The sequence below is a fragment of the Sphingopyxis sp. EG6 genome (assembly GCF_003609815.1).
Classification (GTDB): Bacteria; Pseudomonadota; Alphaproteobacteria; order Sphingomonadales; family Sphingomonadaceae; genus Sphingopyxis.
The window spans coordinates 3,287,126-3,311,985 of sequence record NZ_AP017603.1; the positions used below are offsets into that span (position 1 = coordinate 3,287,126).

Sequence of the window (24,860 nt, forward strand, 5' to 3'; positions counted from 1 at the left end):
GCGCAAGGCCGATGCGTTACATCTTGGCCCTGGTTCGTTCGATCCTGTTCTGGATCCTGTTCGTGCTGATGAGCAGTTTCAGCTCGATCGGTGCGGTGATTTCGCTGCCGATCTCGCACCGCGCGACGATCTGGTTCGTGCGGATCTGGGCGCAGTTCCACCGGCTGACCTGCCGCTTCGTGCTGGGCCAGAAAATCGTCGTCGAAGGCGAGATGCCCGACATTCCGGTGCTCTATGTGTTCAAGCATGAGGGCGCGTTCGAGACGATCGAGCAGCCCGGCCTGTTCAAGCATCCGGCGGTCTTTGCCAAGGAACAGCTGTTCAACATCCCGGTCTGGGGGCAGGCGGCGCGCTTCTATGGCCTGATTCCGGTTGATCGCGACGGCGGCGGCAAGGCGATGCGCGCGATGCTGAACGCCGCCAAGGCCGCGCTGGCCAAGGATCGCCCGCTGGTGCTGTTCGCCGAGGGAACGCGGATTCCGCACGGGCTGGCACCGCCGCTCCGCTCGGGATTTGCCGGCATCTACCGCCTGCTCGGCGTGCCGGTGATCCCGGTCGCGGTGAACAGCGGCATCGCCTATCCGCCGCGCCGCTGGGTCAAATGGCCCGGGACGATCACCTATAAGGTCGGCGCGACAATCCCCGCCGGATTGCCGCGCGAGGAGGCCGAGGAGCGCGTCTGGCGCGCGATCAATGCGCTGAACCCGCCCGAGGCGTTGCTCGAAGGCTATAGCGCCCCCTAATTCCCGTTCGTGTCGAGCCCTTCGACTGCCTTGGCAGGCGCTCAGGATAAACTTCGGCCGCAGGCCGAAGTCGAGACACGTGGAAGCGCCGGCAGGGCGAGCGTATCTCGACTTCGCTCGATACGAACGGCGGTTGGGCGTGTGGTTTAATGTTTCCGCCCGAAATCGGGCGCTGCGTCATCCTGCCCCTGCTCGATGATCGACCGGCGGATCGCGCGGGTGCGCGTGAACCAGTCCTCCAGCTTGGCGGCATCGCCGCGGCGGATCGCCTGTTGCAGCACGGTCAGATCTTCGTTGAACCGCTGCAACGTCGCCAGCACCGCGTCCTTGTTCGCCAGAAACACGTCGCGCCACATCACCGGGTCGCTCGCCGCGATGCGCGTGAAGTCGCGGAAACCGCCCGCCGAATATTTGATGACCTCGCTTTCGGTGACCTCCTCCAGCTCGCTCGCGGTCCCGACGATCGTATAGGCGATGAGGTGCGGCAGATGGCTGGTCACCGCGAGCACCATGTCGTGGTGCGCAGCGTCCATGACATCAACCTTGGCCCCCAGCGCTTCCCAGAAGGTCGTGAGCGCAGCAACTGCATCCTCGGGCGCGCCCGCACGCGGGGTGATGATGCACCAGCGCCCCTCGAACAGGCTGGCAAAGCCCGCGGCAGGACCGCTGTTTTCTGTCCCGGCAACCGGATGCGCGGGGATAACGATGTGCCCGGGCAAGGCATGCGCCAGCGCCTCGGCCACACTCGCCTTCGACGATCCGACGTCGGAGATGATGGTATCCGCCGCCAAACCGGGTGCGATCGCGCGCGCCGCGGCGGCCATACCGCCAACCGGCACCGCCAATATGACAAGATCGGCGCCCGCGACCGCCGCGTCAGCGCGGTCGGCGATGATGTCGCACAGTGCGAGTTGCTGCGCGACGTCGCGCACGTCGGCGTCGGCGTCATAGCCTGTCACGCTCACGCCCGGCAGCCGCGCCTTGACCGCGCGGGCAATCGACGATCCGATCAGGCCCAGGCCGATGATCGCCAATCGCTCGACCGGACGCGCCATCGATCAGCCGTTCAGCGCGGCGCGGATCGCCGCCGCGAGCCCGCGCGTCTCGTCCTCGGTGCCGATCGTCATGCGCAGCGCGTGCGGCAATCCCTGCCCCGGCAGCCAGCGGACGATATAGCCCGCCTCCATCAGCCGGTTATACACCGTCTCGGCGCTGACATTGCCCTCGAACAGCACGAGCAGGAAATTGCACGCCGACGGCACGACGCGCAGCCCGTGATTGCCCAGGCTCTCGATCTCCTGCGCCAGCCAGGCGCGCCATTTGGCATTATGCTCGCGGCTGGCGGTCACAAAGTCTTCGTCGCCGATCGCCGCGATCGCCGCCGCCTGCCCCGCGCGCGTGACGTTGAACGGCAGGCGGATGCGGTGCAGCGCCGAAATCACCTCGGCCGCGGCATAGCCCCAGCCGATGCGTTCGGCGGCGAGCCCGTGGATCTTGGAAAAAGTGCGGGTGATGAACACGTTCGGCTGCGTCTTCGCAAGCTCGAACCCGCCGTCATCCTCGGCATCCGACAGATATTCCGAATAGGCCTGGTCGATGACGAACAGCACATTCTGGGGCAGGCCCGCGTACAAGCGCGCAACCTCGTCGCGCGACGCCAGCGTGCCGGTCGGATTGTTCGGATTGGCGAGATAGACGACGCGCGTCTTGTCGGTCACCGCTGCGAGCAACGCATCGACGTCGGTCGCATAGTCGCGGTCATCGGCCTCGACCGGCACCGCTCCGACGCGCCGCGCCGCAATCTCGTAAACCGCGAAACCATAGCGCACATACAGGATCTCGTCGCCCGCGCCGGCATAGGTGCCCGCCGCCAGATGCAGCAGTTCGTCCGACCCGTTGCCGCAGATGATCCGCGCCGGATCGAGCCCGAACTTCGCCGCGATCGTGGCGCGCAGCTCGTTCGAGCCCGGATCGGGGTAGCGCGACAGCGCGTCGGCCGCGCCCTGCGCCGCCGCAAATGCCGCGCGCGCCTTGGCACCCGTCCCGAGTGGATTTTCGTTGGCGCTCAGCTTGATCAGCGGGCGACCGTCGGCTCCCGCCGATTTGCCGGGAACATAGGGGGCGATGCCGCTGATCCACGGCTTCGGCTCAAGGGTTTGCGTCGTGTCGGTCATGCCGCGCCGTTTAGCGCGTCAGCCGTCTGAGTCCAGTACGTTGACAGGGTGGCTGCACCCGCTTAGCCCCGCGCCCATCATGGCGAGCCTGCTCCACCAGATTCAGCACCAGAGCGTGACGATCGCGGCGCCGCTCGCGCTCGACAGCGGCCAGAGCCTGCCCGCGACGACGATCGCCTATCAAAGCTATGGCGCGCTCAACGCCGACAAGTCGAACGTGGTGCTGATCTGCCACGCACTGACCGGCGACCAATATGTCGCGAGCGACCATCCGGCGACCGGCAAGCCCGGCTGGTGGGCGCGCATGGTCGGTCCCGGCAAGCCGATCGACACCGACCGCTTTCACGTCATCTGCGCCAATGTACTCGGTAGCTGCATGGGGTCGAGCGGCCCCGCGACCCCCGACGCCGCGACCGGTGCGCCGCTGGGCATGGCGTTCCCGGTCATCACGATCACCGACATGGTGCGGGCGCAGGCGCTGCTGCTCGACCATCTGGGCATCGCGCGGCTTCACGCCGTCGTTGGCGGGTCGATGGGCGGGATGCAGGCGCTCGCCTGGGCGGCAACCTATCCGCAGCGCCTCGGCTCGGCGCTCGTCATCGCCAGTGCGGCGCGCCATTCGGCGCAGAATATCGCGTTCCACGAAGTCGGGCGGCAGGCAATCATGGCCGACCCCGACTGGCAGGACGGCCAATATTATGGCAGCACGCGCGCGCCCACCAAGGGGCTCGCGGTCGCGCGCATGGCGGCGCACATCACCTATTTGTCGGAAGAAGGGCTGACCGAGAAATTCGGCCGCCGCCTGCAGGCGCGCGACATCAAGAGCTTCGGCTTCGATGCCGATTTCCAGGTCGAATCCTATCTGCGGCATCAGGGGCTCGCCTTCACCGACCGCTTCGATGCCAACGCCTATCTCTATATCACCCGCGCGATGGATTATTTCGACCTGGCCGAGCCGCATGACGGGCGGCTCGCGGGTGCCTTTGCCCGCGCAAAGGACGTGCGTTTCACCCTCGTCAGTTTCGACACCGACTGGCTGTACCCGACCTCGGAGTCGCGCCGCATCGTGCAGGCGCTGCAAAGCGTCGGTGCGGCGGCGAGCTTTGTCGAGCTGTCGGCGCCCTTCGGTCATGATTCCTTTTTGCTCGACGTCCCGGCGCTCGACCGCCTCGTTGCGGGCGCCCTGGGTTCGGGGTTCTGATGGCTCTCCGCCCCGATCTTGCGATCATCGCCGACGCCGTGCCGCCCGGCGCGCGCGTCCTTGACGTGGGCTGCGGCGATGGCGAGCTGATCGCGGCGCTGCGCGCCAAGGGCGTCGATGCGCGCGGGCTCGAGATCGACCCGGCAAACGTGACCGCGGCGATCGCGCGCGGCCAGTCGGTGGTGCAGGGCGATGCGAACCGCGACCTTGCCGACTATCCCGATGACGCTTTCGACTATGCGATCCTGTCGCAGACGCTGCAAACCACCGAGCGCCCCGACCGGGTGGTCGACGAACTGCTGCGCATCGCGCCGCGCGCCTTCGTCAGCTTCCCCAATTTTGCGCACTGGCGCGTCCGGCTCGCGCTGCTCTGGAACGGCCGCATGCCGGTAACGCGGCTGCTGCCCATCGCCTGGTATGAAACCCCGAACATCCACCATGTCACGGTCAGCGATTTTCGCGACCTCGTCCGCGCGAAAGGCATCCGGGTCGAGCGCGTGTGGCACTTGTCGGGCGACAGGCCGACAAGCGATGCGGCGGCCAGCTGGCGCGCCGAACATGCGATTTTTCTGATTTCGCGTCGCTGATCGGGGACGCTCGCGCCAACATCAGGCACGACGCGGTGCTGCCGCTACTCCGCAACCGGCACCTTGTAACGATCCATATGGGGGATGAAGTCCATTTTCCCGATGGCTAACCCCGCATTGCGCAGGAGAGCGTACACCATCGTTATGTGAAAATAGAAATTCGGCATGATCCAGTCTCGAATATCCTCCTCCGACGACATCAGGAAACGGACGCCGTTTGGCAACGTCAGGTCGACCGTCGAGTCCGCAGCAGCCCAGTCATCGCCATTCGCACGCTCGACAAGTGCGCGAACGACCGCGACGCGTTCGCGAGCTTGCGCAAGTGAATGATAGGTTGCCTCCTCAAGCGAGACTGCAAGTCCCCCCACCTGATTCAGTGCCAGCAAGACCTGGTTGATCGCGACGCGTATCTGCAGTTCGAGCGGAAACATGTCGTCGGTCAGCTTGGCCGCCAGCACATTATCCGCCATGTCCGCCTCCTCTGCTTTGCGCAGAAGGCGATCGAGCGTTCCGAGCATGTCATGGAAGATTGTCAGAGCCGAGCGGGCGTAAGCCATTTCCAACCTCTACAGCTTTCGGTTTGCCACGTTGCGCTATCAGCGGATGGCATTCAATCCCGCTTTTTCAGCCCGTTGGCGACAAAATCATTCGCGATGGCGGCAATCTCCGAAATATCGGCATCGGCGTCCCACAGGCCGTAACGCATGCCCAGAAACACGTTCATCCCGCCGATCGCCCAAGCGTGGATTTCGCCGACGTCGGCGCGAATCTCGCCGCGCGCAGCGCCGTCCTCAAGCCGCTGGCGCACGCGTGCAACGGTGGTTTCATAGTGACGCCGGTAGCTGGCGTAATCGACAAACTCGGCCTCGTCGATGATCCGGTAGATTTCCTTATGCTCGCGCACGAAGCCCAGGAAGGATTCAAGCCCGATGCGCTCGGCGCTGATCTCGTCGGGCGCCGCCTGCACCAGCGGCGTGACATGGTCGCGTAGCTGCTCGCTCATATAACGGACCAGCGCCTGGAAGATTTCCTCTTTCGAATCGAAATAGGTGTAAAAACTGCCGAGCGCGGTCCCGGCGCGGCGGGTGATGCCGCTGATCGATGCTTCGTGAAAGCCGCGCTCGCCAAACTCCACCGCCGCGGCGTCGAGCAGTTTGCGCAAGGTGCGGCGCCCGCGATCAGTGCGCGGGGTCTTGTCGCGCGCCTCACCCGCGGCGATCGGTGCTGCGTCTTGCGGCTGATCCATGGCTATCTTCCGTCTCCCCTCCGCACGCCCCCGCTGCATCGTGGCTTTTTCGCACCACTGGCAAGCAAAAAACGACGAAGTCATATTCCAAGTTGAAACTTGGTTCATGTTTCATTATTGGGTGCGTCGCGGCTTGGCAAGCACCGGGCCCAAAAAAACGACAGGGGCGGCAAGCGGTCGCTCCTTACATGGGAGAGTCCTACATGCGTCCTTTCGCTCGTCCGCTGCGCCGCGCCGTCCTTGCTTCGAGCGCGCTGTCCATGCTCGCCTTCACCCCGGCCGTCTTCGCCCAGGATACCGCTGCGCCAGCCGATGCGACGAGCACCGACGCCGGCGATGACGAGATCATCGTGACCGCCCGCCGCCGCGACGAACGCCTGATCGACGTTCCGGTCGCGATCACCGCCTATTCGGGCGACGCGCTGACCAAGGCGGGCGCGATCGATATCACCGACGTCGGGCAGACGACGCCGAACACCACGCTCGAAGTGTCGCGCGGCACCAATTCGACGCTCAGCGCCTTCATCCGCGGCGTCGGCCAGCAGGATCCGGTGTCGGGTTTCGAGCAGGGGGTCGGCCTCTATCTTGACGACGTCTATCTCAACCGCCCGCAGGCCGCGGTGCTCGACATCTATGACGTCGAACGCATCGAGATCCTGCGCGGGCCGCAGGGCACGCTCTATGGCCGCAACACCATCGGCGGCGCGGTCAAATATGTCACCAAACAGCTGCCGGAAGAATTTTCGCTCAAGCTCAAGGGCACGCTCGGCACCTATGACCAGGCCGACCTGGTCGTCACCGCCAGCGCCCCAATCGGCGACATCGTCCGCGTCGGCGGCTCGATTGCGCGGCTGTCGCGCGGCGGCTTCGGCGACAACCTCACCACCGGCCTCGAAAATTACAACAAGGACGTCTGGGCCGGCCGCGGCACGGTCGAGCTCGGCAGCTATGGCGCGCCGGTGCTGATCCGCATTTCGGGCGACTATACCAAGGACAAGAGCGCGCCGCGCGGCGGCCACCGCCTGATCCCCTCGCTGCGCACCAACGCGCCGGTACTGGACAATGTGTTCGACAGCCGCGGCGGCCTCAATGATCCGAAGCAAGAGATCGAATCCTATGGTCTGGCATTCAATGTCACCGCCGAATTGACCGACACGGTGACGCTGCGGTCGATCAGCGCCTGGCGCAAGGATACATCGGCGACCCCGATCGATTTCGACGCGCTGCCCGCGGTCGATGTCGACGTCCCCGGCTTCTATTTCAACGAACAGATCAGCCAGGAATTCCAGCTGCTCTACGAAGGCGACCGGCTGAAGGGTCTGCTCGGCTTCTACTATCTCGACGCGACCGCCGACACCCTGTTCGACGTCCGCATCTTCAACACCCTCGCCGGGCTGACCGCCTTTACCGAGGCCGATGTCGATACCACGACCTATGCCGTGTTCGGTGACGCGACCTTCGATTTCAGCGACCAGCTCAGCCTGTCGCTCGGTGGTCGTTACACTTGGGACACGCGCGAAGCGTCGATCCTGCGCCAGAACTATCTCGGCGGCGGGTCGCCGGTGTTTGGCGGCGCGGGAGTCGCTTTTGGCGCCCCCGGTACCGATTTCGACGGCAAGCGCAGCTTCAAGAAATTCACCCCGCGCGCGTCGCTCACCTTCAAGCCGACCCCCGACCATACGCTCTACGCCAGCTATTCGCAGGGCTTCAAGGGCGGCGGCTTCGATCCGCGCGGCGTTGGCGTCAACGCCCCCGATACCGATGGCAATGGCATCCGCAGCGACGCGGAAATCGCCGCTTTCCTGAGCTTCCGTCCTGAAAAGGTCGAAAGCTATGAAGTCGGCTACAAGGGCAGCCTGATGGACGGCGCGGTCAATGTCGCGATCGCCGGCTTCTACGCCGACTATACCGATGTCCAGATCCCGGGCTCGGTCGCCTGCACCGTCAGCGGCCTGCCCAGCTTCTGCGGCATCGTGTCGAACGCCGGCAAGGCGACCTTCAAGGGGGTCGAATTCGAAGGTCGCATCCGGCTGGGCGAGGATCTCGCCGCGGCGGGCGATCGGCTGACGCTGTCGACCGCGCTCGGCTACATCGATGCGCAATATAAGGAATATGTGTCGAACATCGGCGGTCGCCCGACCGACGTCGCCGAATTCCGCGAGGTGCAGAACACCCCCAAATGGACCGCCAGTGGCACCCTCGCCTATGCCACCCCGATCGGCGACGGCGACCTCAGCTTTGGCACAACCTTGTCGTACCGCAGCAAGACCTATCAGTTCGAAATCCCGAACCCCTACATCGATCAAAAGGGCTTTGCGCTGCTCGACGCGAGCGTCGTCTATACCGCCCCCGACGATCGCTGGAGCATCGGGCTGTTCGGCAAGAATTTGACCAACAAGGAATATAAGACCTCAGGCTATACCTTCATCAACGTCAACCCGACGACCGGCGCCCCGATCCTCGGCGGCAACGGCCTGCCCACCTCGGCGCTCGGCACCGAAGGAACGCTGACCGCTTTCTACGGCAACCCGCGGCAGATTTTCGTCACCGGCACGGTCAAGTTCTGAGCCACCGGCAATCGACAAAAAGGGGGAAAGGGGCGTCGGCGACGGCGCCCCTTTTTCGTTGCGCGGACACGATGGTGAAGTGGGATGGTGTCTAGACCAATCCCCCACCCCGTTCGTGTCGAGCGAAGTCGAGACACGCGCAGGCGGGCAAGAGCTCAGCGTGTCTCGACTTCGCTCGACACGAACGGAATACAAAGGACAGTTTGTTAGCTCCCGCGCGAAATCAGCTGCCCAGAACCGGCGCTCCGCCCGCCGCGACCATCCGCTCGCCATCGATGACGATCGGGCTGGCGAGCCCATCAACGAAACCCCCTTCCGGCCGGAACCGCATTCCGCGCGCGATCACCTGCGGGTCAGCAAACACCCCTGCAATATCGTTGATCGGCCCCGCAGGGACGCCCTCCGCCTCCAGCGCCAACGCCAGCGGCTGCGAATCCCAACCCGCGACCTTCGCCGCGAGCAGCGGAATCAGCGTCATGCGATTGGCCAACCGCGCCGCATTGTTCGCAAAGCGCACGTCATCGGCCCAGCGCGGCTCGCCCAAGATGGTGCATAATTTACGAAACTGCCCGTCGTTGCCGACCGCGATCACCAGCTGGCCGTCGGCGGTCGCGAACGCCTGATAAGGAACGACATTGGCGTGGCCATTGCCCAACCGCCGCGGCGACACGCCGCTCGCCAGATAATTAGCCGCCTGATTGGCGAGGACCCCGACCTGACAATCGAGCAGCGCCATGTCGATATGCGCGCCCCGACCCGTGGCGTCACGGCGCCGCAACGCTGCGAGGATCGCGACCGCCGAATACATCCCGGTAAAAATGTCGGCATAGGCGATCCCCGCCTTTTGCGGCGCGCCGTCGGGTTCGCCGGTCAACGCCATCGCGCCGCCCATCGCCTGGATGATGAAGTCATAGCCCGCGCGGTGGGCATAGGGGCCGGTTTGGCCGAAGCCGGTGATCGAACAGACGATCAGCTGCGGGAAATCGGCTAGCAGCGTCGCGGGGTCGAGACCATATTTGACCAGCCCGCCGACCTTGTAGTTTTCGATCACCACATCGGCGCCCGCGATCAAATCGCGTACGGCCGCCTGCCCCGCCGAGGTGGCAATATCGATCGCCACCCCCAACTTGCCGCGATTGGTGCTGTGATAATAGGCGGCGCCCAGATTAGCGCCGTCGGCACCGGTGACAAACGGCGGTCCCCAGCTGCGGGTGTCGTCGCCGACCCCCGGTCGCTCGACCTTGACCACCTCGGCCCCCAGGTCGGCGAGCAATTGCCCGCACCACGGCCCCGCCAGCACCCGCGCCAGTTCGACGACGCGGATGCCTGCGAGCGGTTTCGCGCTGTCAGCCGCCAAAGGCGGAGATGCCGGTGATCGCGCGGCCCAGGATCAGCGCATGGACGTCGTGCGTCCCTTCATAGGTGTTCACCGTTTCCAGGTTCACCGCGTGACGGATGACATGATAGTCGGCCGAAATCCCGTTGCCGCCGTGCATGTCGCGCGCGACGCGGGCGATATCGAGCGCCTTGCCGCAATTGTTGCGCTTCAGGAAGCTGATCGCATCGGGAATCAGGCGCCCTTCGTCGATCAACCGCCCGACGCGCAGCGCCGCGTGCAGCCCGAGCGTGATTTCGGTGAGCATATTGGCGAGCTTCAACTGGACGATCTGGTTCGCCGCGAGCGGGCGTCCGAACTGCTGGCGCTCGCCGGTATAGTTCCGCGCCGCCTCGTAACAGAATTCGGCCGCGCCCATCGCGCCCCAGCCGATGCCGTAACGCGCCCGGTTGAGGCAACCGAAGGGACCCTTGAGCCCCGATACGTGCGGCAGCAGCGCGTCTTCGCCGACCTCGACCGAATCCATGACGATCTCGCCGGTCACCGACGCGCGCAGGCTCACCTTGCCCTCAATCTTCGGCGCCGAGAGGCCTTTCATGCCCTTTTCGAGCACAAAGCCGCGGATCGCGCCGCCATGCGCTTCCGACTTCGCCCACACGACGAACACGTCGGCGATCGGCGAGTTGGTGATCCACATCTTTGCGCCCTTCAGGCGATAGCCGCCTTCGATCTTTTCGGCGCGCGTCCGCATCCCGCCAGGATCGCTGCCCGCATCGGGCTCGGTCAGCCCGAAACAGCCGACGAGTTCGCCCGAGGTCAGTCCGGGCAAGAATTTCCGCTTCTGCTCCTCGCTGCCGTAGGCGTTGATCGGATGGATCACGAGGCTGCTCTGCACCGAACAGGCCGAACGATAGCCCGAATCGACGCGCTCGACCTCGCGCGCGATCAGCCCGTAGCTGACATAATTCAGCCCGGCGCCGCCATATTCGGGATCGATCGTCGCGCCAAGCAGGCCCAGCGCGCCCATTTCGGACATGATCTCGCGGTCGAACCGCTCGTCGAGAAACGCCGAAGTGACGCGCGGCAGCAACGCATCGGTCGCGTAGGAACGCGCCGTATCGCGCACCATCCGTTCCTCTTCGCTGAGCTCGGCGTCGAGCTGAAGAGGATCGAGGGGGTCGAGCGCTTCGATGCGCTGCGGATCGGCGAGGGCCATGGAAAGGGGCTTTCTCTATATGGCGAGCAGCCCTTTCGGGACGCGCGCTAGGGGGTCGGGGCCGCGGTGCTGCGGGCGATTGCGGCAGCGGGGCTGTCGCGCGGCTCCAATATCGCGGCGGTCTCGATCAGGTCAAGCGCACGCCGTGCCTCATGATAGCGCCGCGCGTCGATCAGCCAGTCATTGGCGGCGGCCGCACCCGGCAGTGCCTCGACCTCGGCAATCGCGAGGTCGGCTTGGCCCGCACCCAGATAACGTCGCGCGCGATCGAGCCGCTCGGAAGCGCGCGGCGACTGCGTTCCCGCCGCGCGGACCACGAACAACTCGCTCAGCTCGCGGCGAAAGCCGGTCCACAGGCTGCCACTGTCGTCACCGCCGCGCCCGACGAGCTGCGGCGCCAGCGTGTCGAGTTCGGCGCGCAATTGTTCCAGCGTTACCGGATCGCGCGACGTTTCGATGATCGTCTTGACCGCGTTGGGCTGGTCGTCGCCGAAGCGCAGACGCAGCTGGGCGTCGAGATAGCCGAGCGACAGGCCGCGATCGAGCGCGCGGCGCACGGCGAAGGCGACGAGCAATCCTTCCGACCGCGATGCGTTGCCCGACGCCGATTCGGCCTCCAGCGTAATCCGCGACAGCCGCTGTTCGAGCTCCGCCACGCGCGCCGCCAGCGCATTGGCGCCATCGACGGGCGCGACGACCAGCGGCGCGCCTTTCGGTACCGCATCGGCGATCCGCACCGGATCGGCCATATCGCGAACCGCTGGCGGCGCGATGACGTTCGCCGCAGGGGCGCTATCGGTAGTGGTCAGCCAGCGATTCACCGCCCAGCCGCCCCCGGCAACACCGATCAGCAGCAGGAGCAGGGCAGCGATGGCGAGCAGCCGAAACGATGGTCCCCTGGCCGGGACCGCCTCGACCGCAGGCGAGGGGGTGTCGATGCTATCGATTGCCATATTTCTCTTTCGAACGACCCTATTTTCCGCCCTTGTGGCACAAAGCATGCGCCAGTGCCAACATTGCCGCGTCGGTGGGCGCTGCCGCCGCGACCTGTTCGGCCCATCCCGCGCCCGCCGCCGCGGCGACGGCAGGGCTGATCGCGACGAGCGCCAGATGCCCGCGCGATGCGCCGACGAGGTCGCCGATCCGCCGCGCCGCGCGCGCCGAATGGGCGAGCAGCACGGCAGGCGCGGCGATGACCTCGGCCCAGTCGCCCGGCGGTTCTGCCGGCTCGACACCATAGCAGGCGCGCGGGTCCAGCAGCGCACCACGCGGATCGAATTCGGACCGTTCGCGGCCGCAAAGCCATAATATCCGGCCGATTTTTTCTGACGCCATGGCGTCAAGTAAAGCCTGGCCATCGGCCGTGCCGGTCTGCACCACGGTCAACCCCGCCGCCCGCGCCGCGTTGGCGGTTGCCTCTCCCACCGCGTGGACGGGCAGCGCCGCCAGCTCGGCAAGCTGCACGCCCGCAAGCCGCACCGCCTGCGCGCTGGTCAGTAACAGCGCGTCGTAGTTGGTCGGCGCCGGGAGCGCCCAGTCGATCGGGTGCGCGGCAAACAAAGGCATTGCACGCGCGTCGAGACCAAGCGCGGCGGCGCGCCCGATCGTGGCGCTGTTGCCCGGTTCGGGGCGGGTGACGACGAGCGGCAGGCCGCCGCTCATGCGGCGAACAGCCGCCGCACCGTATCGGGAGCGTCGTCGAGCAATCGCCGCGCCAGCGCCGCTGCCGCATCGTCATGATCGATCAGCGCATGCCCCGCAGCCTGATCGGCGCCGTCGTCGGAGTAAATTTCGGCTTCCATTTGCAGCATGCCGTCATCGCGCCAATGCGCATGCGCGGCAACCGGCGAGCGACAATCGCCGCCCAGCGCGGCCAGAAAGCTGCGCTCTGCCGCGACCGCACGATGGGTCGGCGCATGATCGATTGCGAGGAGCAAGGCCAGCGTATCGCCATCGGCGGCGCGGCATTCGACTCCGATCGCGCCCTGCGACGCTGCCGGGAGGAGCATCGCGGTGTCCTGCGCCGTGCCGACCGCGTGCATCCCCAGCCGGTCGAGCCCCGCCGCCGCGAGCAAGGTTGCGTCGGCCTCGCCGGCCGCGAGCTTCGCCAGCCGCGTCGCGACGTTGCCGCGCAGCAGCACAGGCTCGAGATCGGGCCGGATCCGCCGAACCTGCGCCGCGCGGCGCGGACTGCTCGTGCCCAGCCGCGCGCCGTGCGGCAGATCGGCGATCGTCGTCGCCGCCATCCCTTCGCGCACGACCAGCCGGTCGCGCGGATCGGCGCGTTCGAGCATGGCGCCGAGGGCAAAGCGCGCATCGCGGATGGTTTCGACGTCTTTCAGCGAATGGACCGCAATATCGATCAGCTCGGCATCAAGCGCCGCGTCGAGCTCGCGCGTCCAGAGTTCCTTGCCGCCCACCTCGGCCAGCGCACGGTCCTGGATCCGGTCGCCGGTGGCGGTCATCGGCACGATGGTGAGCGCCTCGGGCGCAAGGCCATGCGCCACGATTAGCGCCGCAACCGTCATATGCGCCTGCGCCATCGCCAGCGGCGATGCGCGGGTGCCGATGCGAAGCGGGTTTTCGGGGGTCGGAAGGTCGATCATCGCAAAGCTGCTAGCGCGGCTTGCCCTGCCGATAAAGGGGCGGGTAAAGGAACGCGCAAGATAATGACTCTGATCCTCGGCCTTGAATCGAGCTGCGACGAAACCGCGGCAGCGCTCGTCGACAGCGACCGGCGCATTTTGGCGCATCGGGTCGCGGGGCAAGAGGCCGAGCATGGCCCGTTCGGCGGCGTCGTTCCCGAAATCGCCGCGCGCGCGCATGTCGACCGGCTCGCGCCGATCGTCGCCGGGGTGCTGGTCGATGCGGGCGTGTCGCTCGCCGATGTCGATGCCATCGCCGCGACCGCCGGCCCCGGGCTGATCGGCGGGGTGATGGTCGGGCTGGTCACCGGCAAAGCGCTTTCCCATGCCGCAGGCAAGCCGCTGATCGCGGTCAATCACCTTGAAGGCCACGCGCTGAGCCCGCGCCTCGCCGAACCCGATCTGAAATTCCCCTATCTGCTGCTGCTCGTCTCAGGTGGCCATTGCCAATTGCTGCTCGTCAACGGAGTCGGCGACTATCGCCGCCTCGCCACCACGATCGACGACGCCGCGGGCGAGGCGTTCGACAAGACCGCCAAACTGCTCGGCCTCGGTTATCCGGGCGGCCCGGCAGTCGAGCGCATCGCGCGCGAGGGAAACCCCCATGCGGTGCCACTGCCGCGCCCGCTCGTCGGCAGCGCCGAGCCGCATTTCTCTTTTGCTGGGCTCAAAAGCGCGGTCGCCCGCGCCGCCGCCACCGGCGCGCACAGCATTCCCGACCTCGCCGCCTCGTTCCAGCAGGCGGTTGTCGACTGCCTCGTCGATCGCAGCCGCATTGCGCTGACCGCCTGTCCCGACGCGACCGCGTTCGTTGTGGCGGGCGGTGTCGCGGCCAACGGCGCGATCCGCACGGCGCTAACCGATCTTGCCGCGCGCTTCGAACGCCCCTTCGTCGCGCCGCCCTTGTGGCTGTGCACCGACAATGGCGCGATGATCGCCTGGGCGGGGGCCGAGCGCTTCGCCGCGGGCCTGTTTGATGACCTGTCGGTCGCCGCTCGCCCGCGCTGGCCGCTCGATCCCGCGGCCGAAACCGTGCGCGGCGCCGGAGTCAAGGCATGACGCGTGAAAGCATGACGTCATACAAGAATTTCGGCGTCGTCGGCGGCGGCGCCTGGGGAACGGCGCTCGCCCAGCTGCTCGCCGCCGACGGTGCCCCGGTGCGCCTGTGGGCGCGCGAAGCCGAGGTCGTGACAGCGATCAATGCCGAGCATCGCAACCCGGACTTCCTGCCTGGCGCCGCGCTGTCGGCCTCGCTGACCGCGACCGGCTCCCTCGTCGACATGGCTGAGCTTGACGCGCTACTCATCGTCGTACCGGTGCCATTCCTGCGCGACGTGCTCGCCGATCTGCCCGCGGGCGACGCGCCGCTTATCTTTTGCAGCAAGGGGATGGAGGCGGACAGCTTTGCCTTCCCGATCAACATGGCGCGCGACCTCGCGCCGCAGCGTCCGCACGCGGTGCTGTCGGGGCCAACCTTTGCCAACGAAGTCGCCGCCGGGCTGCCGACCGCCATCACCCTCGCCGCCGCCGATCCCGACCTCGCCGCCGCGATTGCCGGAGCGATCGCGCGCCCGCATTTCCGCCCCTATGTGTCGACCGACGTCATCGGTGCCGAAATTGGCGGCGCGATCAAGAATATCCTCGCGATCGCCTGCGGTATCGTCGACGGCGCCGGGCTCGGGCTCAACGCGCGCGCTGCGTTGATCAGCCGCGGCTTTGCCGAAATGACGCGCTTCGGCCTCACGCGCGGTGCGCAGGCTGAAACGCTCGCGGGGCTCGCCGGGCTCGGCGACCTTGTCCTCACCTGCACCTCGTCCAATTCGCGCAACTTCGCGCTCGGCCAGGGGCTCGGACGCGGCGAGGATGCCGCCACGCTGATGGCCGACCGCCGCACCGTCGCCGAGGGCGCATTCAGCGCCCCGGTCGTCGCCGCCGCGGCGCGCGCCGACGGTATCGACATGCCAATCTGCGACACCGTCGCGCAGCTGGTCGCGGGTGAAACGCGTGTCGCCGATGCCATTCACGCCCTGCTCAGCCGCCCGCTGCGATCCGAGGGCCGGTGATCAAGTGTACGGATTTGCCTGCGCCCCCGCACCGCGCTAGACTGCGCGCCGGGGATCAGCAGAAGGGGCGGCGGGCTTGAGCCAGACGGATAGCGCAGCCGCGCCCGCATCGGCCGCAGCCCCATCGGGCGATGCCGACACCGCCGCGCTTGCCAAGGGCGGGCGCACCAACTTCTTCGGCTTCATCCTGCGCTTGGTCGCGCGCCTGCCTTTCCTCTATGTCGCCGGCCGCTGGTACGGCCCCGAAGCCGTCGGGCGCTTCGCCTTTGCCGTGCTCGTCATCGAGCTGGTCGCTCAGCTCGCAACCCTCGGCCTGAAGCGCGGGCTCGCCGAACAGCTCAGCGTTCCCGGCGCCGATCATCGCACGGTCGTCTGGGACGGCATGTTCGTCGCCTTTCTCGCGTCGGCGGCGGGGTCGGCGCTGCTATTCCTGTTGCCGCAGCTCATGTTTCCCGCCGGCGATGTCGGCGGCAGCGATCGCTGGATGGCATTGCTCGTCTTCGCGATTGCGGGAACTGACATCGCGCTCGCCGCCTGCGCCTATCGCTTTGACATCGGCACAACGGTGCGCGCGCGCGCGATCGTCGAACCCTGGGTGATCAGCGCGGCGGCGGCGGGATTCTGGTTCGTGTCGGTCCGCGACGGGTTGATGCTGTCCTACGCCGCCGCGATGGTCGGGGCGTTCCTGACGGCGCTGATCCCGATGCTGCGCCACTATGGCGGGCCGCGCGGCTGGCAACCGCATCCGGCCACGCTGATCGCAGTTGCGCGGCGCAACGCGCCGCTCGCCGCCGCCGATGCGATCGAATGGGGCACGCGCCGCCTCGACCTGTTCATCCTCGGCCAGTTCACCTCGCCGACCATCTACGGCATCTATTACATGGCGCAGCAGGTCGCATCGCTGCCGCAAAAGCTGAAAACGAGCTTTGAACCGATCCTCGGCCCCGTCATCACCCGCAACCTCGCCGAAAAGCGGCTTGCCGCCGTGGCGGCACAAGTCAGCCAGGTCGGCTTCTGGATCATCGCCGCGCAGGCCGGGGTCGCGCTCGCGCTCGGCATTCCCGGGGAGGCTGTGATGGGCCTCGTCGGCCCCGAATTCGTCAGCGGCACCGCCGCGCTCGCCTTCCTGCTCGCCGCCGAAGTCGTTGCCGCGACCGCGGTCGTCAGCGAAGCCGCGCTGGTCTATGTCGCGCGCCACCGTAACCTTTTGATCAGCATCGCGACGCTGGCGTTGCAGGCGGTGCTCAGCGTCACGCTGATCCTGGTCGCACAGTCGATGGGCCTGCCCCCGATCACCTACGCCGCCGCGGTCGCGCTCGCGCTGATGCTCGCGCTGGGCTTTGCTTCGGTGGTCAAGGCGCGACTGCTCGCGCGCGTCCTTGGCGCACCGGTCAACAGCCTGCGCTGGGCGCTCGTGTGGGCGACCGCGGGCGCCGCCATTCTCGGCTGGGGCGCGACACAGCTGCCCGAATGGGCCGAGCTGCTGATCGGCGTGCCGGTGATTCTCGGCATCTATTCATGGCTGATCTGGACGCGCGGCTTCGGCCCCGCCGACCGCGCGCTGTTCAAGAAACACCCCGAAGCGGCGGGGGCAGAGCCCGCCGCCACCTAGCGTCTGGCTTCGATTACTTCACCGCTTCCTGCGCGGCATCGCCGACGTCCTGCGCCGCATCGCCCACCTTCTGCGCCGCTTCGGTGATCGCACCAGTCTCGGCGCTGTCGTTGGCGAGGAACTGGAACGCAAAAAAGCCCGCGACCGCCAGCACGACGAGCAGGATCAGGCCCATGCCCAATCCGCCGCTGCGCCGCGGTTCGCGATCGATGATCGTCGTCGTGTGCGTCGTCCCGTCGGGCGCGCGCGTTTCATGAATCTCGTCGGCCATGCCATCCTCCTGTGCCATTCGTCTGGCGCATAGGACGCGTTGGCTGGCCGAAAGTTCCTAGCCGAGCCGCGCGGCGACCTTCGTGCGAAGGTCAGTCTGGGCACGCGGACCGACCTGCGCGATGATTTCGCGCGCGCACACCGCGCCCATCGTCAGGCAGTCGGCGATCGGGCGCCCTTCGGCCAGTCCCGCCAGGAAACCAGCGGCGAACAGGTCGCCCGCGCCGGTCGTGTCGACCACCTCGTCGATCGGCTCGGCGGCGACTTCGGTGCGTTCGCCCTGCTGAATAGCGACCGCACCATGCTCGCCGCGCGTCGCGACGAGCAGCGGCACCTCGGCGGCCACTTTGGCGAGCGCAGTTTCGAAATCGCCTTCCTGCGCCAGTTCGAGCAACTCGGCCTCGTTCGCGAACAGGATGTCGATGTCGCCCGCCGCCATCATGCGACGGAAATCCTCGCCATGGCCGGCGACGACAAAGGTATCCGACAAGGTGAACGCGACGCGGCGACCCGCCGCCTTGGCCATCCCGATCGCTTCGGCCATTGCCGCGCGCGAGGCGTCGGCATTCCACAAATAGCCTTCGAGGTACAAGATATCGGCGTCGGCGATCAGCGCCGCATCAAGCGATTCATGCCCCAGATTCTGCGACGCGCCCAGAAAAGTGTTCATCGTCCGCTGACCATCGGGGGTCACCAGAATCAGACAGCGCGCGGTCGGCGCGCCGCCGTCCGACGGCGGCGTGTCGAACGCGACGCCGAGCGAAGTGAGGTCGTGCGTGAACACCTGCCCCAGCTGGTCCTGCGCGACCTGGCCGATAAACCCGCAGCGGCGCCCGAGCGCGGCCATTCCGGCGAGCGTGTTCGCCGCGCTGCCGCCCGACATTTCGATCGCCGGGCCCATCGCCGCATAAAGCCGCTCGGCCTCGTCGGCGTCGATCAGCCGCATCGACCCTTTGACCAGATTTTCGCTCGCGATCAGCGAGTCGTCGGCGCGGGCAAGGACGTCAACAATCGCGTTGCCGATGGCAACAACGTCAAAACGGGCGGTGGCGGCCATGAAAGATCCTGTGATGCGTGGGAAAAAACTGCCGCGCTTTAGGGATGCGCGCCGGTCAAGGCAAGCGCGGCGCTTGACGCGCGGCGCGCCGCCCAGCATCCCCGGGGCGATGACCCGCGCCGTCCCCGCCTTTTTCCTCGCGCTTCGGGATCTGCCGAACCCGCGCGTGCTGCGCATCCTGCTGCAAAGCCTGGCGCTTACCCTGCTGCTGCTGATCGTTGCGGGCGCCGCACTCTATTTCGCGGCGCGCTGGGCGATGGACCATTGGGGGTGGCTGGGTGCCGCCGAACAGGACATGGCGGGCATCTTGGTTGTCCTCCTGATCGTCGCGGGCAGCTGGCTGCTCTTTCGCGCCGTCGCGATCGTCGTCGTCGGGCTGTTCGCCGACGCGATCGTCGCCGATGTCGAAGGACGCCATTATCCCGCCGCCGCGGCGCGCGCCGTCGATGTCGGCTGGCGGCAGAATATCCGCCTCGCGCTTGCATCGCTGGCCCGGCTCATCGGCGGCAACCTGCTCGCGCTGCCGGTCTATATCCTGCTGCTGGTTACCGGCATCGGCACCCCGATCTTTGCACTGTTCGTCAACGCGCTGCTACTCGGCCGCGATCTGGAGGCGATGGTGCTGGCGCGCCATCCCGACCGGCCGCGACTGGGCCGCCCCGCCCGCTGGTCACTCGGCCTGCTGTCCGCCGCAAGCTTTGTGGTACCCGTCGCCAATCTGTTGGCGCCGATCGTCAGCGCCGCTATGGCCGTCCACATGCTCCATTTGGCGAGCGGGGACCCGAACAGATGATCAAAAACAATCGCCTGGCGATTCTCACCGGGCTGGCCCTGCTGCTCGGCGGCTGCGCCGGAAACGCGATTCCGCGCGCCACCCCGCCCAAGGCGCCGCCCGCGGCAGGCCCGATCACCGCGCCGCGCCCGACGCAGAACAACAGCCTGATCGGGCGCCCCGCAAACGCTGCGCTCGGACTGTTCGGCAAGCCGCGCCTCGACGTCGCCGAAGGCGCCGCGCGAAAGCTGCAGTTTGCTGGCGCCGCCTGCATCCTCGACATCTATTATTACCCGCCCAAACAAGGCGCCGATCCACTCGCCACCCATGTCGACGCACGCACTCCCGACGGCCGCGATGCCAATGTCCCAAGCTGCATCGAAGCGCTGCGCCGCTAGAACAGGCGCTGACCAGACCAACCGTAGCCCTGAGCTTATCGAAGGGCGACTATCGCCGAGAAGCGCCCTTCGACAAGCTTAGGGCTACAGTAATGAAATCGATACTGACGTCACGACGCCAGCTCATCCAACGCCCACCGCGCCGCATCCGCGACTATCGGCGTGTCATCTTCCACAAGCCGCTCCAGCACCGGGCGGAATCCACGATCGCCGCTGTTCCCCGCCGCAATAGCGGCGTTGCGGACCATCCGCCCGCGCCCGATGCGCTTGATCGGCGACCCCGCAAACACCTGCCGAAACCCCGCATCGTCGAGCGCGAGCAGGTCGGCGAGCGACGGCGCGACGAGTTCGCCGCGCGGCAAAAAGGCGCGGTGCGCGTGCGCCGTCTCGGCAAATTTGTTCCATGGACACACCGCCAGGCAATCGTCGCAGCCATAGACGCGGTTGCCGATCCCGCGCCGCAGGTCGAGCGGGATCGGCCCGTCATGCTCGATCGTGAGGTACGAGATGCAGCGCCGCGCATCGACCCGATAGGGCGCGGGAAACGCCTGCGTCGGGCAAGCGTCCTGACACGCGGTACAACTGCCGCAGCGGTCGCGTCCGGGCCGGCTCGGCGACAGCGCCAATGTCGTGTAGATCGCACCCAAGAACAGCCAGCTGCCATGCTCGCGGCTGACCAGATTGCTGTGTTTGCCCTGCCAGCCCAGCCCCGCCGCCGCCGCCAGCGGCTTTTCCATCACCGGCGCGGTATCGACGAACACCTTGAGTTCGGTTCCGGGGACTTCGACGACCAGCCAGCGCGCCACCGCCTTCAGCGCCTTTTTGACGACGTCATGATAGTCGCCGCCCTGCGCATAGACCGAAATGCGCCCGCGACCCGGATGATCGGCGAGCGCCAGCGGATCGTGCGCCGGGGCATAGCTCATCCCCAGCGCGATCACCGATTTCACCTCGGGCCACAGCCCTTTCGGCGATCCCCGCTGCGCCGCGCGGCTTTCCATCCAGATCATGTCGCCGTGGCGTCCTTCGGCAAGCCACTGGTTCAACCGCGCGGCGGTCTGCGGCGCGGCATCGGCGTCGGCGATCCCGAACGCGACAAAACCTTGCGCGCGCGCCACCGCCTCCAGGTGGTCTTCGAGCGAAGGGGTTTCGGCAGGCAAAGCTTCTGCAACCATTGCCGCTCTATACGCGAGCCGTCCGTCCGTGCCATAGCTTGCGGATGATCAGATCAGGGACCGCAGTTTGAACGATTTCAGCGTCGAGGCGATCGGCCTCACCAAATATTTCGGCGATTTCAAGGCTGTCGACGATGTCAGCCTGACCGTGCCGACGGGCAGCATCTATGGCGTGCTCGGCCCCAATGGGGCGGGCAAGACCACCAGCCTGCGGATGACGCTAGGGATCATCGACCCCGACGAAGGCAGCAGCCGCGTCTTTGGCGAACGCCCACAGGCGGTGCGCCATCGGATCGGCTACCTCCCCGAAGAACGCGGGCTTTATCCCGGGATGAAAGCGCGCGAGGCGATCGCCTTCATGGGCGCGCTGCGCGGGCTCGACTGGTCCGAAGGCCGCCGCCGCGCCGCGACCTTCATGACCGAACTCGGGCTCGAGCGCGTGATCGACGAGAAGATCCGCAAAATGTCGAAGGGCATGGCGCAGATGATCCAGCTGATCGGCTCGATCGTCCACGCCCCCGATCTCATCGTCCTCGACGAACCTTTCTCGGGGCTCGACCCGGTCAATCAGGAACGGCTCGAAATGCTCGTCCGCCGCGAGCGCGATCGCGGCGCGACGGTCCTGTTTTCGACCCATGTCATGGCGCATGCCGAGCGCCTGTGCGACCGGCTCGCGATCATCGCGCGCTCGCAGCGCCGCTTCGAAGGCACGGTCGACGACGCGCGCAGCCTGCTCCCGATGCAGGTGCGCTACACCCCGCGCGCCGACGCCGACGCCGCAGCGATTGCCGCGCTGCTCCCCGTCGGTGCCGAACCGCGCGGCGACAGCTGGTTCTTCCCGATCGAAGATGCCGACGTCGAACCGCTGCTGGCGCGGATCACGGGCAGCGGCCTCGGCGTGGCGGGACTGTCGATTACCCGTCCCGCACTCCACGACGCCTTTGTCCATATCGTCCGCCAGGTCGATGCAAGTTTCGACGCCGATGCCGGAACCGACGCGGTTGAGGAGGCGCTGGCATGACCCCCTTCCTCAAAAATATGCTCGTCATCGCGCGCCGCGATTTTCTGGCGATCGTCGCGACCCCGACCTTCCTGTTGTTCCTGCTCGCGCCGCTGTTCATGGTCGGCATGGGGCTCGCGGGGGGCATGGGCGCCTCGCAGCTCGCCGACAGCGCGCGCGGCGCCGGGCGCATCGTCGCGGTGGTCGGCGCCGACGATGTCGAAGCGCTGCGCGCCGCCGATGCACGGCTGCGCGCGAGCGTTGCGCGCCGGGTGCCGGTGCTGGAGGTCCGCATCGCCAGCCCCGCCACCACCGACCCGGTCGCCATCGCGCGCGAAAAGGGCAGCGACACCTATGCCGTGCTCAGCGGCCCGCTCGCCGCCCCGCGCATCGTCGAGCGCGAGGCGGACAGCAACGCGGGCCATTATCTCGCACTTCTCGCCGATGATGTGCTACGATCCAAGGCCGCAGGGCCGCTACCCCCGGTCGCACCCAAATTCGAAGCCTTGTCGAGCGGCGGCACCAGCATCGCGCTCCAGCAATCCTTGGGCTTTGGCGCGGTGTTCATCATCTTCCTGCTCACCCTCCTCCTCGCGGGCCAAACGGTCAGCTCGCTCGCCGAGGAAAAGGGCAACAAGGTCATCGAAATTCTCGCCGCCGCGGTGCCGCTCGAAAGTGTCTTCCTCGGCAAGCTGCTCGGTTTCCTGGGCGTTGCGGTGCTGTTCATCGCCTTCTGGCTGATCATGGCGATCGCCGGCGGACTGATCGCGGCCTTGCAGGTTGACCCAGCGGCGCTCGCGTCGATGCAAAACGCCAGCAAGGCGGCGGCTGCCCTGACCGCGGCGCCCGCCACGGGCTGGCCCTTTTTCATCGGCATGGGCTTTGTCTATTTCATCCTGTCCTTCCTGCTGCTCGGCGCGGTGTTCCTCGGCGTCGGCGCGCAGGCGGCGACGGTGCGCGAAATCCAGATGCTCAGCCTGCCGATCACCATCTTCCAGGTCGGTATGTTCAGCCTGTCGACCGCCGCCGCGAGCGCCCCGGGCAGCAGCCTGTCGACGATCGCGCAGATTTTCCCCTTCTCCTCGCCGCTCGCCATGGCCGCCCGCGCCGCGACCGACGACAGCAAGGCGGTCCACCTGCTCGCGCTCGGCTGGCAGGCGATCTGGGTCGCGCTCGTCATCTTCCTCTCGGTCCGCCTCTTCCGCGCCGGGGTTCTGAGTGGCGGCAGCAGCTGGAAATTCTGGCGGCGCAGTGGACGAGCGGCAGCGCTGGCCGCCAACGCCGCCTCCACGACCAGCGACCGCTCCGCATAGTGTCGTCATCCCGGCGAAGGCCGGGATCTCACCCTATCGTATCGCTGCACCGGCGAGATCCCGGCTTTCGCCGGGATGACGAATAAGGGGTGGCCGGTACCCGCCACGCCCCCTCCTCCCTCATTGACAAAGCTGTAAATAGTGGCATTCTGCAACTGAATCGGCCGCGCGATGACGGCTGGACGGAGGATAGCCATGGCCACCCAAATTCGCACCGCCCCGGAAATCGCCAACCCGCTCGACGTCAGCCGCGCCGAATTGTGGAGCGAGGACCGCTGGCAGGAACCGATGCGCCAGCTGCGCGCCGAATCGCCGATCTACCATTGCGAAGATTCGAAATTCGGCCCCTATTGGTCTGTGACCACCTACAAGCCGATCCAGCATATCGAGGCGCTGCCGAAGATTTTCTCCTCATCGTGGGAATATGGCGGGATCACCGTCGCCGGCGACGGCGTCGAGCATCTGAAAGAGGGGGAGATCCCGCTGCCAATGTTCATCGCGATGGATCCGCCGCAGCACACCGCGCAGCGCCGTACTGTCGCCCCCGCCTTTGGCCCGTCCGAAATCGAGCGGATGCGCGCCGACACCGTCGCGCGCACCGCGGCGCTGATCGACACGCTGCCGATCGGCGAAGCGTTCGACTGGGTCGAAAAGCTGTCGATCGAACTCACCACCGACATGCTCGCCATCCTGTTCGATTTCCCGTGGGAGGAACGCCACCGGCTGACCGCCTGGTCCGACGCGCTGGGCGACATCGAATCCTTCGATACCACCGAACAGCGGCAGGCGCGCACCGCCAAGGCGTTCGAGATGGGCGCCGCGTTCAAGGAATTGTGGGACCGCAAGGCACTCAACCCCGGCGAACATGACCTCATCTCGATCATGCTGCAATCCGACGCGATGAAGCATATGAGCGAGCATGAGTTTATGGGGAACCTCATCCTGCTCATCGTCGGCGGCAACGACACGACGCGCAATTCGATGTCGGCCTATGCCTATGGCCTGCACTGTTTCCCCGAAGAACGCGCGAAGCTGGAGGCGAACCACGACCCCGAACTCGCGGTCAACGCGATGCACGAAATCATCCGCTGGCAGACCCCGCTGGCGCATATGCGCCGCACCGCGATGGAGGATACCGAGCTGTTCGGCCACCAGATCAAGAAGCGCGACAAGATCGCGCTCTGGTACGCCTCGGCCAACCGTGACGAAAGCGTTTTCCCCGATGGCGACCGCATCATCGTCGATCGCGAGAACGCGCGCCGCCACCTCGCCTTTGGTTATGGCATCCACCGCTGCGTCGGCGCGCGTGTCGCCGAATTGCAACTGACGACGCTGATTTCCGAAATGCAGAAGCGCCGCCTGCGCGTCAATGTGCTCGCCGAGCCCGAGCGCGTCCACGCCAGCTTCGTCCACGGCTATCGCCATATGCGGGTCGAGCTGGAGAAATATTGACGCGCGGTGAAACCTGGCGCCACAAGACCACGT

At 66.7% G+C, this 24,860-nt stretch carries 24 protein-coding genes; 12 read left to right on the forward strand and 12 right to left on the reverse strand.

Annotation, left to right across the window (positions count from 1 at the left end; all coding sequences use genetic code 11):
- The first annotated feature begins 11 nt into the window (after positions 1-11).
- Positions 12-743: a lysophospholipid acyltransferase family protein gene (locus SPYCW_RS15920; RefSeq protein WP_120217635.1), complete on the forward strand. Its 732-nt coding sequence runs from the start codon at positions 12-14 to the stop codon at positions 741-743.
- Positions 744-889: 146 nt separating this feature from the next.
- Here the strand turns inward: SPYCW_RS15920 and SPYCW_RS15925 are convergent, their stop codons facing one another.
- On the reverse strand, positions 890-1,798 hold the full coding sequence (locus SPYCW_RS15925; protein WP_120217636.1) for a prephenate/arogenate dehydrogenase family protein: 909 nt from the start codon (positions 1,796-1,798) through the stop codon (positions 890-892).
- A 3-nt stretch (positions 1,799-1,801) separates the two neighbouring features.
- On the reverse strand, positions 1,802-2,917 hold the full coding sequence (hisC, locus tag SPYCW_RS15930) for a histidinol-phosphate transaminase (RefSeq protein ID WP_120217637.1): 1,116 nt from the start codon (positions 2,915-2,917) through the stop codon (positions 1,802-1,804).
- Positions 2,918-2,996: 79 nt separating this feature from the next.
- On the opposite strand from hisC, the gene metX reads away from it, so the two are divergent.
- Both metX and metW read left to right on the forward strand, forming a co-directional pair.
- On the forward strand, positions 2,997-4,118 hold the full coding sequence (metX, locus tag SPYCW_RS15935; RefSeq protein WP_120217638.1) for a homoserine O-acetyltransferase MetX: 1,122 nt from the start codon (positions 2,997-2,999) through the stop codon (positions 4,116-4,118).
- Positions 4,118-4,705: a methionine biosynthesis protein MetW gene (metW, locus tag SPYCW_RS15940; RefSeq protein WP_120217639.1), complete on the forward strand. Its 588-nt coding sequence runs from the start codon at positions 4,118-4,120 to the stop codon at positions 4,703-4,705. Before metX ends, metW begins: the two co-directional genes overlap by 1 nt.
- 44 nt (positions 4,706-4,749) lie before the next feature.
- Here metW and SPYCW_RS15945 read toward each other — a convergent pair whose 3' ends face one another.
- A complete protein-coding gene (locus SPYCW_RS15945) occupies positions 4,750-5,262 on the reverse strand; it encodes a DUF1993 family protein (RefSeq protein ID WP_120218351.1) in 513 nt (170 codons plus the stop codon).
- A 53-nt stretch (positions 5,263-5,315) separates the two neighbouring features.
- The gene (locus tag SPYCW_RS15950; RefSeq protein ID WP_120217640.1) at positions 5,316-5,951 is read right to left on the reverse strand and encodes a TetR/AcrR family transcriptional regulator; all 636 of its coding nucleotides are present in this window, start codon (positions 5,949-5,951) and stop codon (positions 5,316-5,318) included.
- 203 nt (positions 5,952-6,154) lie between these two features.
- Here SPYCW_RS15950 and SPYCW_RS15955 point away from each other — a divergent pair, with 203 nt between their 5' ends.
- A complete protein-coding gene (locus tag SPYCW_RS15955) occupies positions 6,155-8,518 on the forward strand; it encodes a TonB-dependent receptor (RefSeq protein WP_120217641.1) in 2,364 nt (787 codons plus the stop codon).
- Positions 8,519-8,741: 223 nt separating this feature from the next.
- Here the strand turns inward: SPYCW_RS15955 and SPYCW_RS15960 are convergent, their stop codons facing one another.
- The 5 genes from SPYCW_RS15960 to hemC are packed head-to-tail and all read right to left on the reverse strand — an operon-like array spanning position 8,742 to position 13,676.
- Entirely contained in the window at positions 8,742-9,875 is a 1,134-nt protein-coding gene (locus SPYCW_RS15960; RefSeq protein WP_120217642.1) for a CaiB/BaiF CoA transferase family protein, read from the reverse strand.
- The gene (locus tag SPYCW_RS15965) at positions 9,865-11,070 is read right to left on the reverse strand and encodes an acyl-CoA dehydrogenase (RefSeq protein WP_120217643.1); all 1,206 of its coding nucleotides are present in this window, start codon (positions 11,068-11,070) and stop codon (positions 9,865-9,867) included. Before SPYCW_RS15965 ends, SPYCW_RS15960 begins: the two co-directional genes overlap by 11 nt.
- Before the next feature lie 47 nt (positions 11,071-11,117).
- Positions 11,118-12,023 carry a mitofilin family membrane protein gene (locus tag SPYCW_RS15970; RefSeq protein WP_120217644.1) on the reverse strand — a complete coding sequence of 302 codons (906 nt, stop codon included), beginning with the start codon at positions 12,021-12,023 and terminating at the stop codon, positions 11,118-11,120.
- Between the two features lie 19 nt (positions 12,024-12,042).
- Positions 12,043-12,732 carry a uroporphyrinogen-III synthase gene (locus tag SPYCW_RS15975; protein ID WP_120217645.1) on the reverse strand — a complete coding sequence of 230 codons (690 nt, stop codon included), beginning with the start codon at positions 12,730-12,732 and terminating at the stop codon, positions 12,043-12,045.
- Complete coding sequence (hemC, locus tag SPYCW_RS15980; protein WP_120217646.1) at positions 12,729-13,676, reverse strand: hydroxymethylbilane synthase; 948 nt, start codon at positions 13,674-13,676, stop codon at positions 12,729-12,731. The genes SPYCW_RS15975 and hemC overlap by 4 nt, the downstream gene beginning before the upstream one ends.
- A 63-nt stretch (positions 13,677-13,739) precedes the next feature.
- Here hemC and tsaD point away from each other — a divergent pair, with 63 nt between their 5' ends.
- The 3 genes from tsaD to SPYCW_RS15995 all read left to right on the forward strand — a co-directional run bounded on the left by tsaD (position 13,740) and on the right by SPYCW_RS15995 (position 17,390).
- Positions 13,740-14,774 carry a tRNA (adenosine(37)-N6)-threonylcarbamoyltransferase complex transferase subunit TsaD gene (gene tsaD / locus SPYCW_RS15985; RefSeq protein ID WP_120217647.1) on the forward strand — a complete coding sequence of 345 codons (1,035 nt, stop codon included), beginning with the start codon at positions 13,740-13,742 and terminating at the stop codon, positions 14,772-14,774.
- Positions 14,771-15,778, forward strand: coding sequence for an NAD(P)H-dependent glycerol-3-phosphate dehydrogenase (locus SPYCW_RS15990; RefSeq protein ID WP_232014740.1), 1,008 nt, complete (start codon positions 14,771-14,773; stop codon positions 15,776-15,778). Before tsaD ends, SPYCW_RS15990 begins: the two co-directional genes overlap by 4 nt.
- 76 nt (positions 15,779-15,854) lie before the next feature.
- The gene (locus tag SPYCW_RS15995) at positions 15,855-17,390 is read left to right on the forward strand and encodes a lipopolysaccharide biosynthesis protein (RefSeq protein ID WP_120217649.1); all 1,536 of its coding nucleotides are present in this window, start codon (positions 15,855-15,857) and stop codon (positions 17,388-17,390) included.
- A gap of 13 nt (positions 17,391-17,403) precedes the next feature.
- Here the strand turns inward: SPYCW_RS15995 and SPYCW_RS16000 are convergent, their stop codons facing one another.
- Together SPYCW_RS16000 and SPYCW_RS16005 are read right to left on the reverse strand one after the other, a co-directional pair.
- Positions 17,404-17,661 (reverse strand): hypothetical protein, encoded by a 258-nt coding sequence (locus tag SPYCW_RS16000; RefSeq protein WP_120218352.1) that lies wholly within the window; start codon positions 17,659-17,661, stop codon positions 17,404-17,406.
- A gap of 57 nt (positions 17,662-17,718) precedes the next feature.
- A complete protein-coding gene (locus tag SPYCW_RS16005) occupies positions 17,719-18,717 on the reverse strand; it encodes an adenosine kinase (RefSeq protein ID WP_120217650.1) in 999 nt (332 codons plus the stop codon).
- 109 nt (positions 18,718-18,826) lie between these two features.
- Here SPYCW_RS16005 and SPYCW_RS16010 point away from each other — a divergent pair, with 109 nt between their 5' ends.
- Positions 18,827-19,510, forward strand: coding sequence for an EI24 domain-containing protein (locus tag SPYCW_RS16010; RefSeq protein ID WP_120218353.1), 684 nt, complete (start codon positions 18,827-18,829; stop codon positions 19,508-19,510).
- Positions 19,507-19,887: a hypothetical protein gene (locus SPYCW_RS16015; protein ID WP_120217651.1), complete on the forward strand. Its 381-nt coding sequence runs from the start codon at positions 19,507-19,509 to the stop codon at positions 19,885-19,887. The genes SPYCW_RS16010 and SPYCW_RS16015 overlap by 4 nt, the downstream gene beginning before the upstream one ends.
- A 110-nt stretch (positions 19,888-19,997) precedes the next feature.
- Here SPYCW_RS16015 and queG read toward each other — a convergent pair whose 3' ends face one another.
- Complete coding sequence (gene queG, locus SPYCW_RS16020) at positions 19,998-21,062, reverse strand: tRNA epoxyqueuosine(34) reductase QueG (protein WP_120217652.1); 1,065 nt, start codon at positions 21,060-21,062, stop codon at positions 19,998-20,000.
- A gap of 67 nt (positions 21,063-21,129) precedes the next feature.
- Here queG and SPYCW_RS16025 point away from each other — a divergent pair, with 67 nt between their 5' ends.
- The 3 genes from SPYCW_RS16025 (at position 21,130) to SPYCW_RS16040 (ending at position 24,827) form a co-directional block, all read left to right on the forward strand.
- Positions 21,130-22,083, forward strand: coding sequence for an ABC transporter ATP-binding protein (locus tag SPYCW_RS16025; RefSeq protein WP_120217653.1), 954 nt, complete (start codon positions 21,130-21,132; stop codon positions 22,081-22,083).
- Positions 22,080-23,375 (forward strand): ABC transporter permease, encoded by a 1,296-nt coding sequence (locus SPYCW_RS16030; RefSeq protein ID WP_120217654.1) that lies wholly within the window; start codon positions 22,080-22,082, stop codon positions 23,373-23,375. The genes SPYCW_RS16025 and SPYCW_RS16030 overlap by 4 nt, the downstream gene beginning before the upstream one ends.
- A 195-nt stretch (positions 23,376-23,570) precedes the next feature.
- Positions 23,571-24,827 (forward strand): cytochrome P450, encoded by a 1,257-nt coding sequence (locus tag SPYCW_RS16040; protein ID WP_120217656.1) that lies wholly within the window; start codon positions 23,571-23,573, stop codon positions 24,825-24,827.
- Positions 24,828-24,860: the final 33 nt, after the last annotated feature.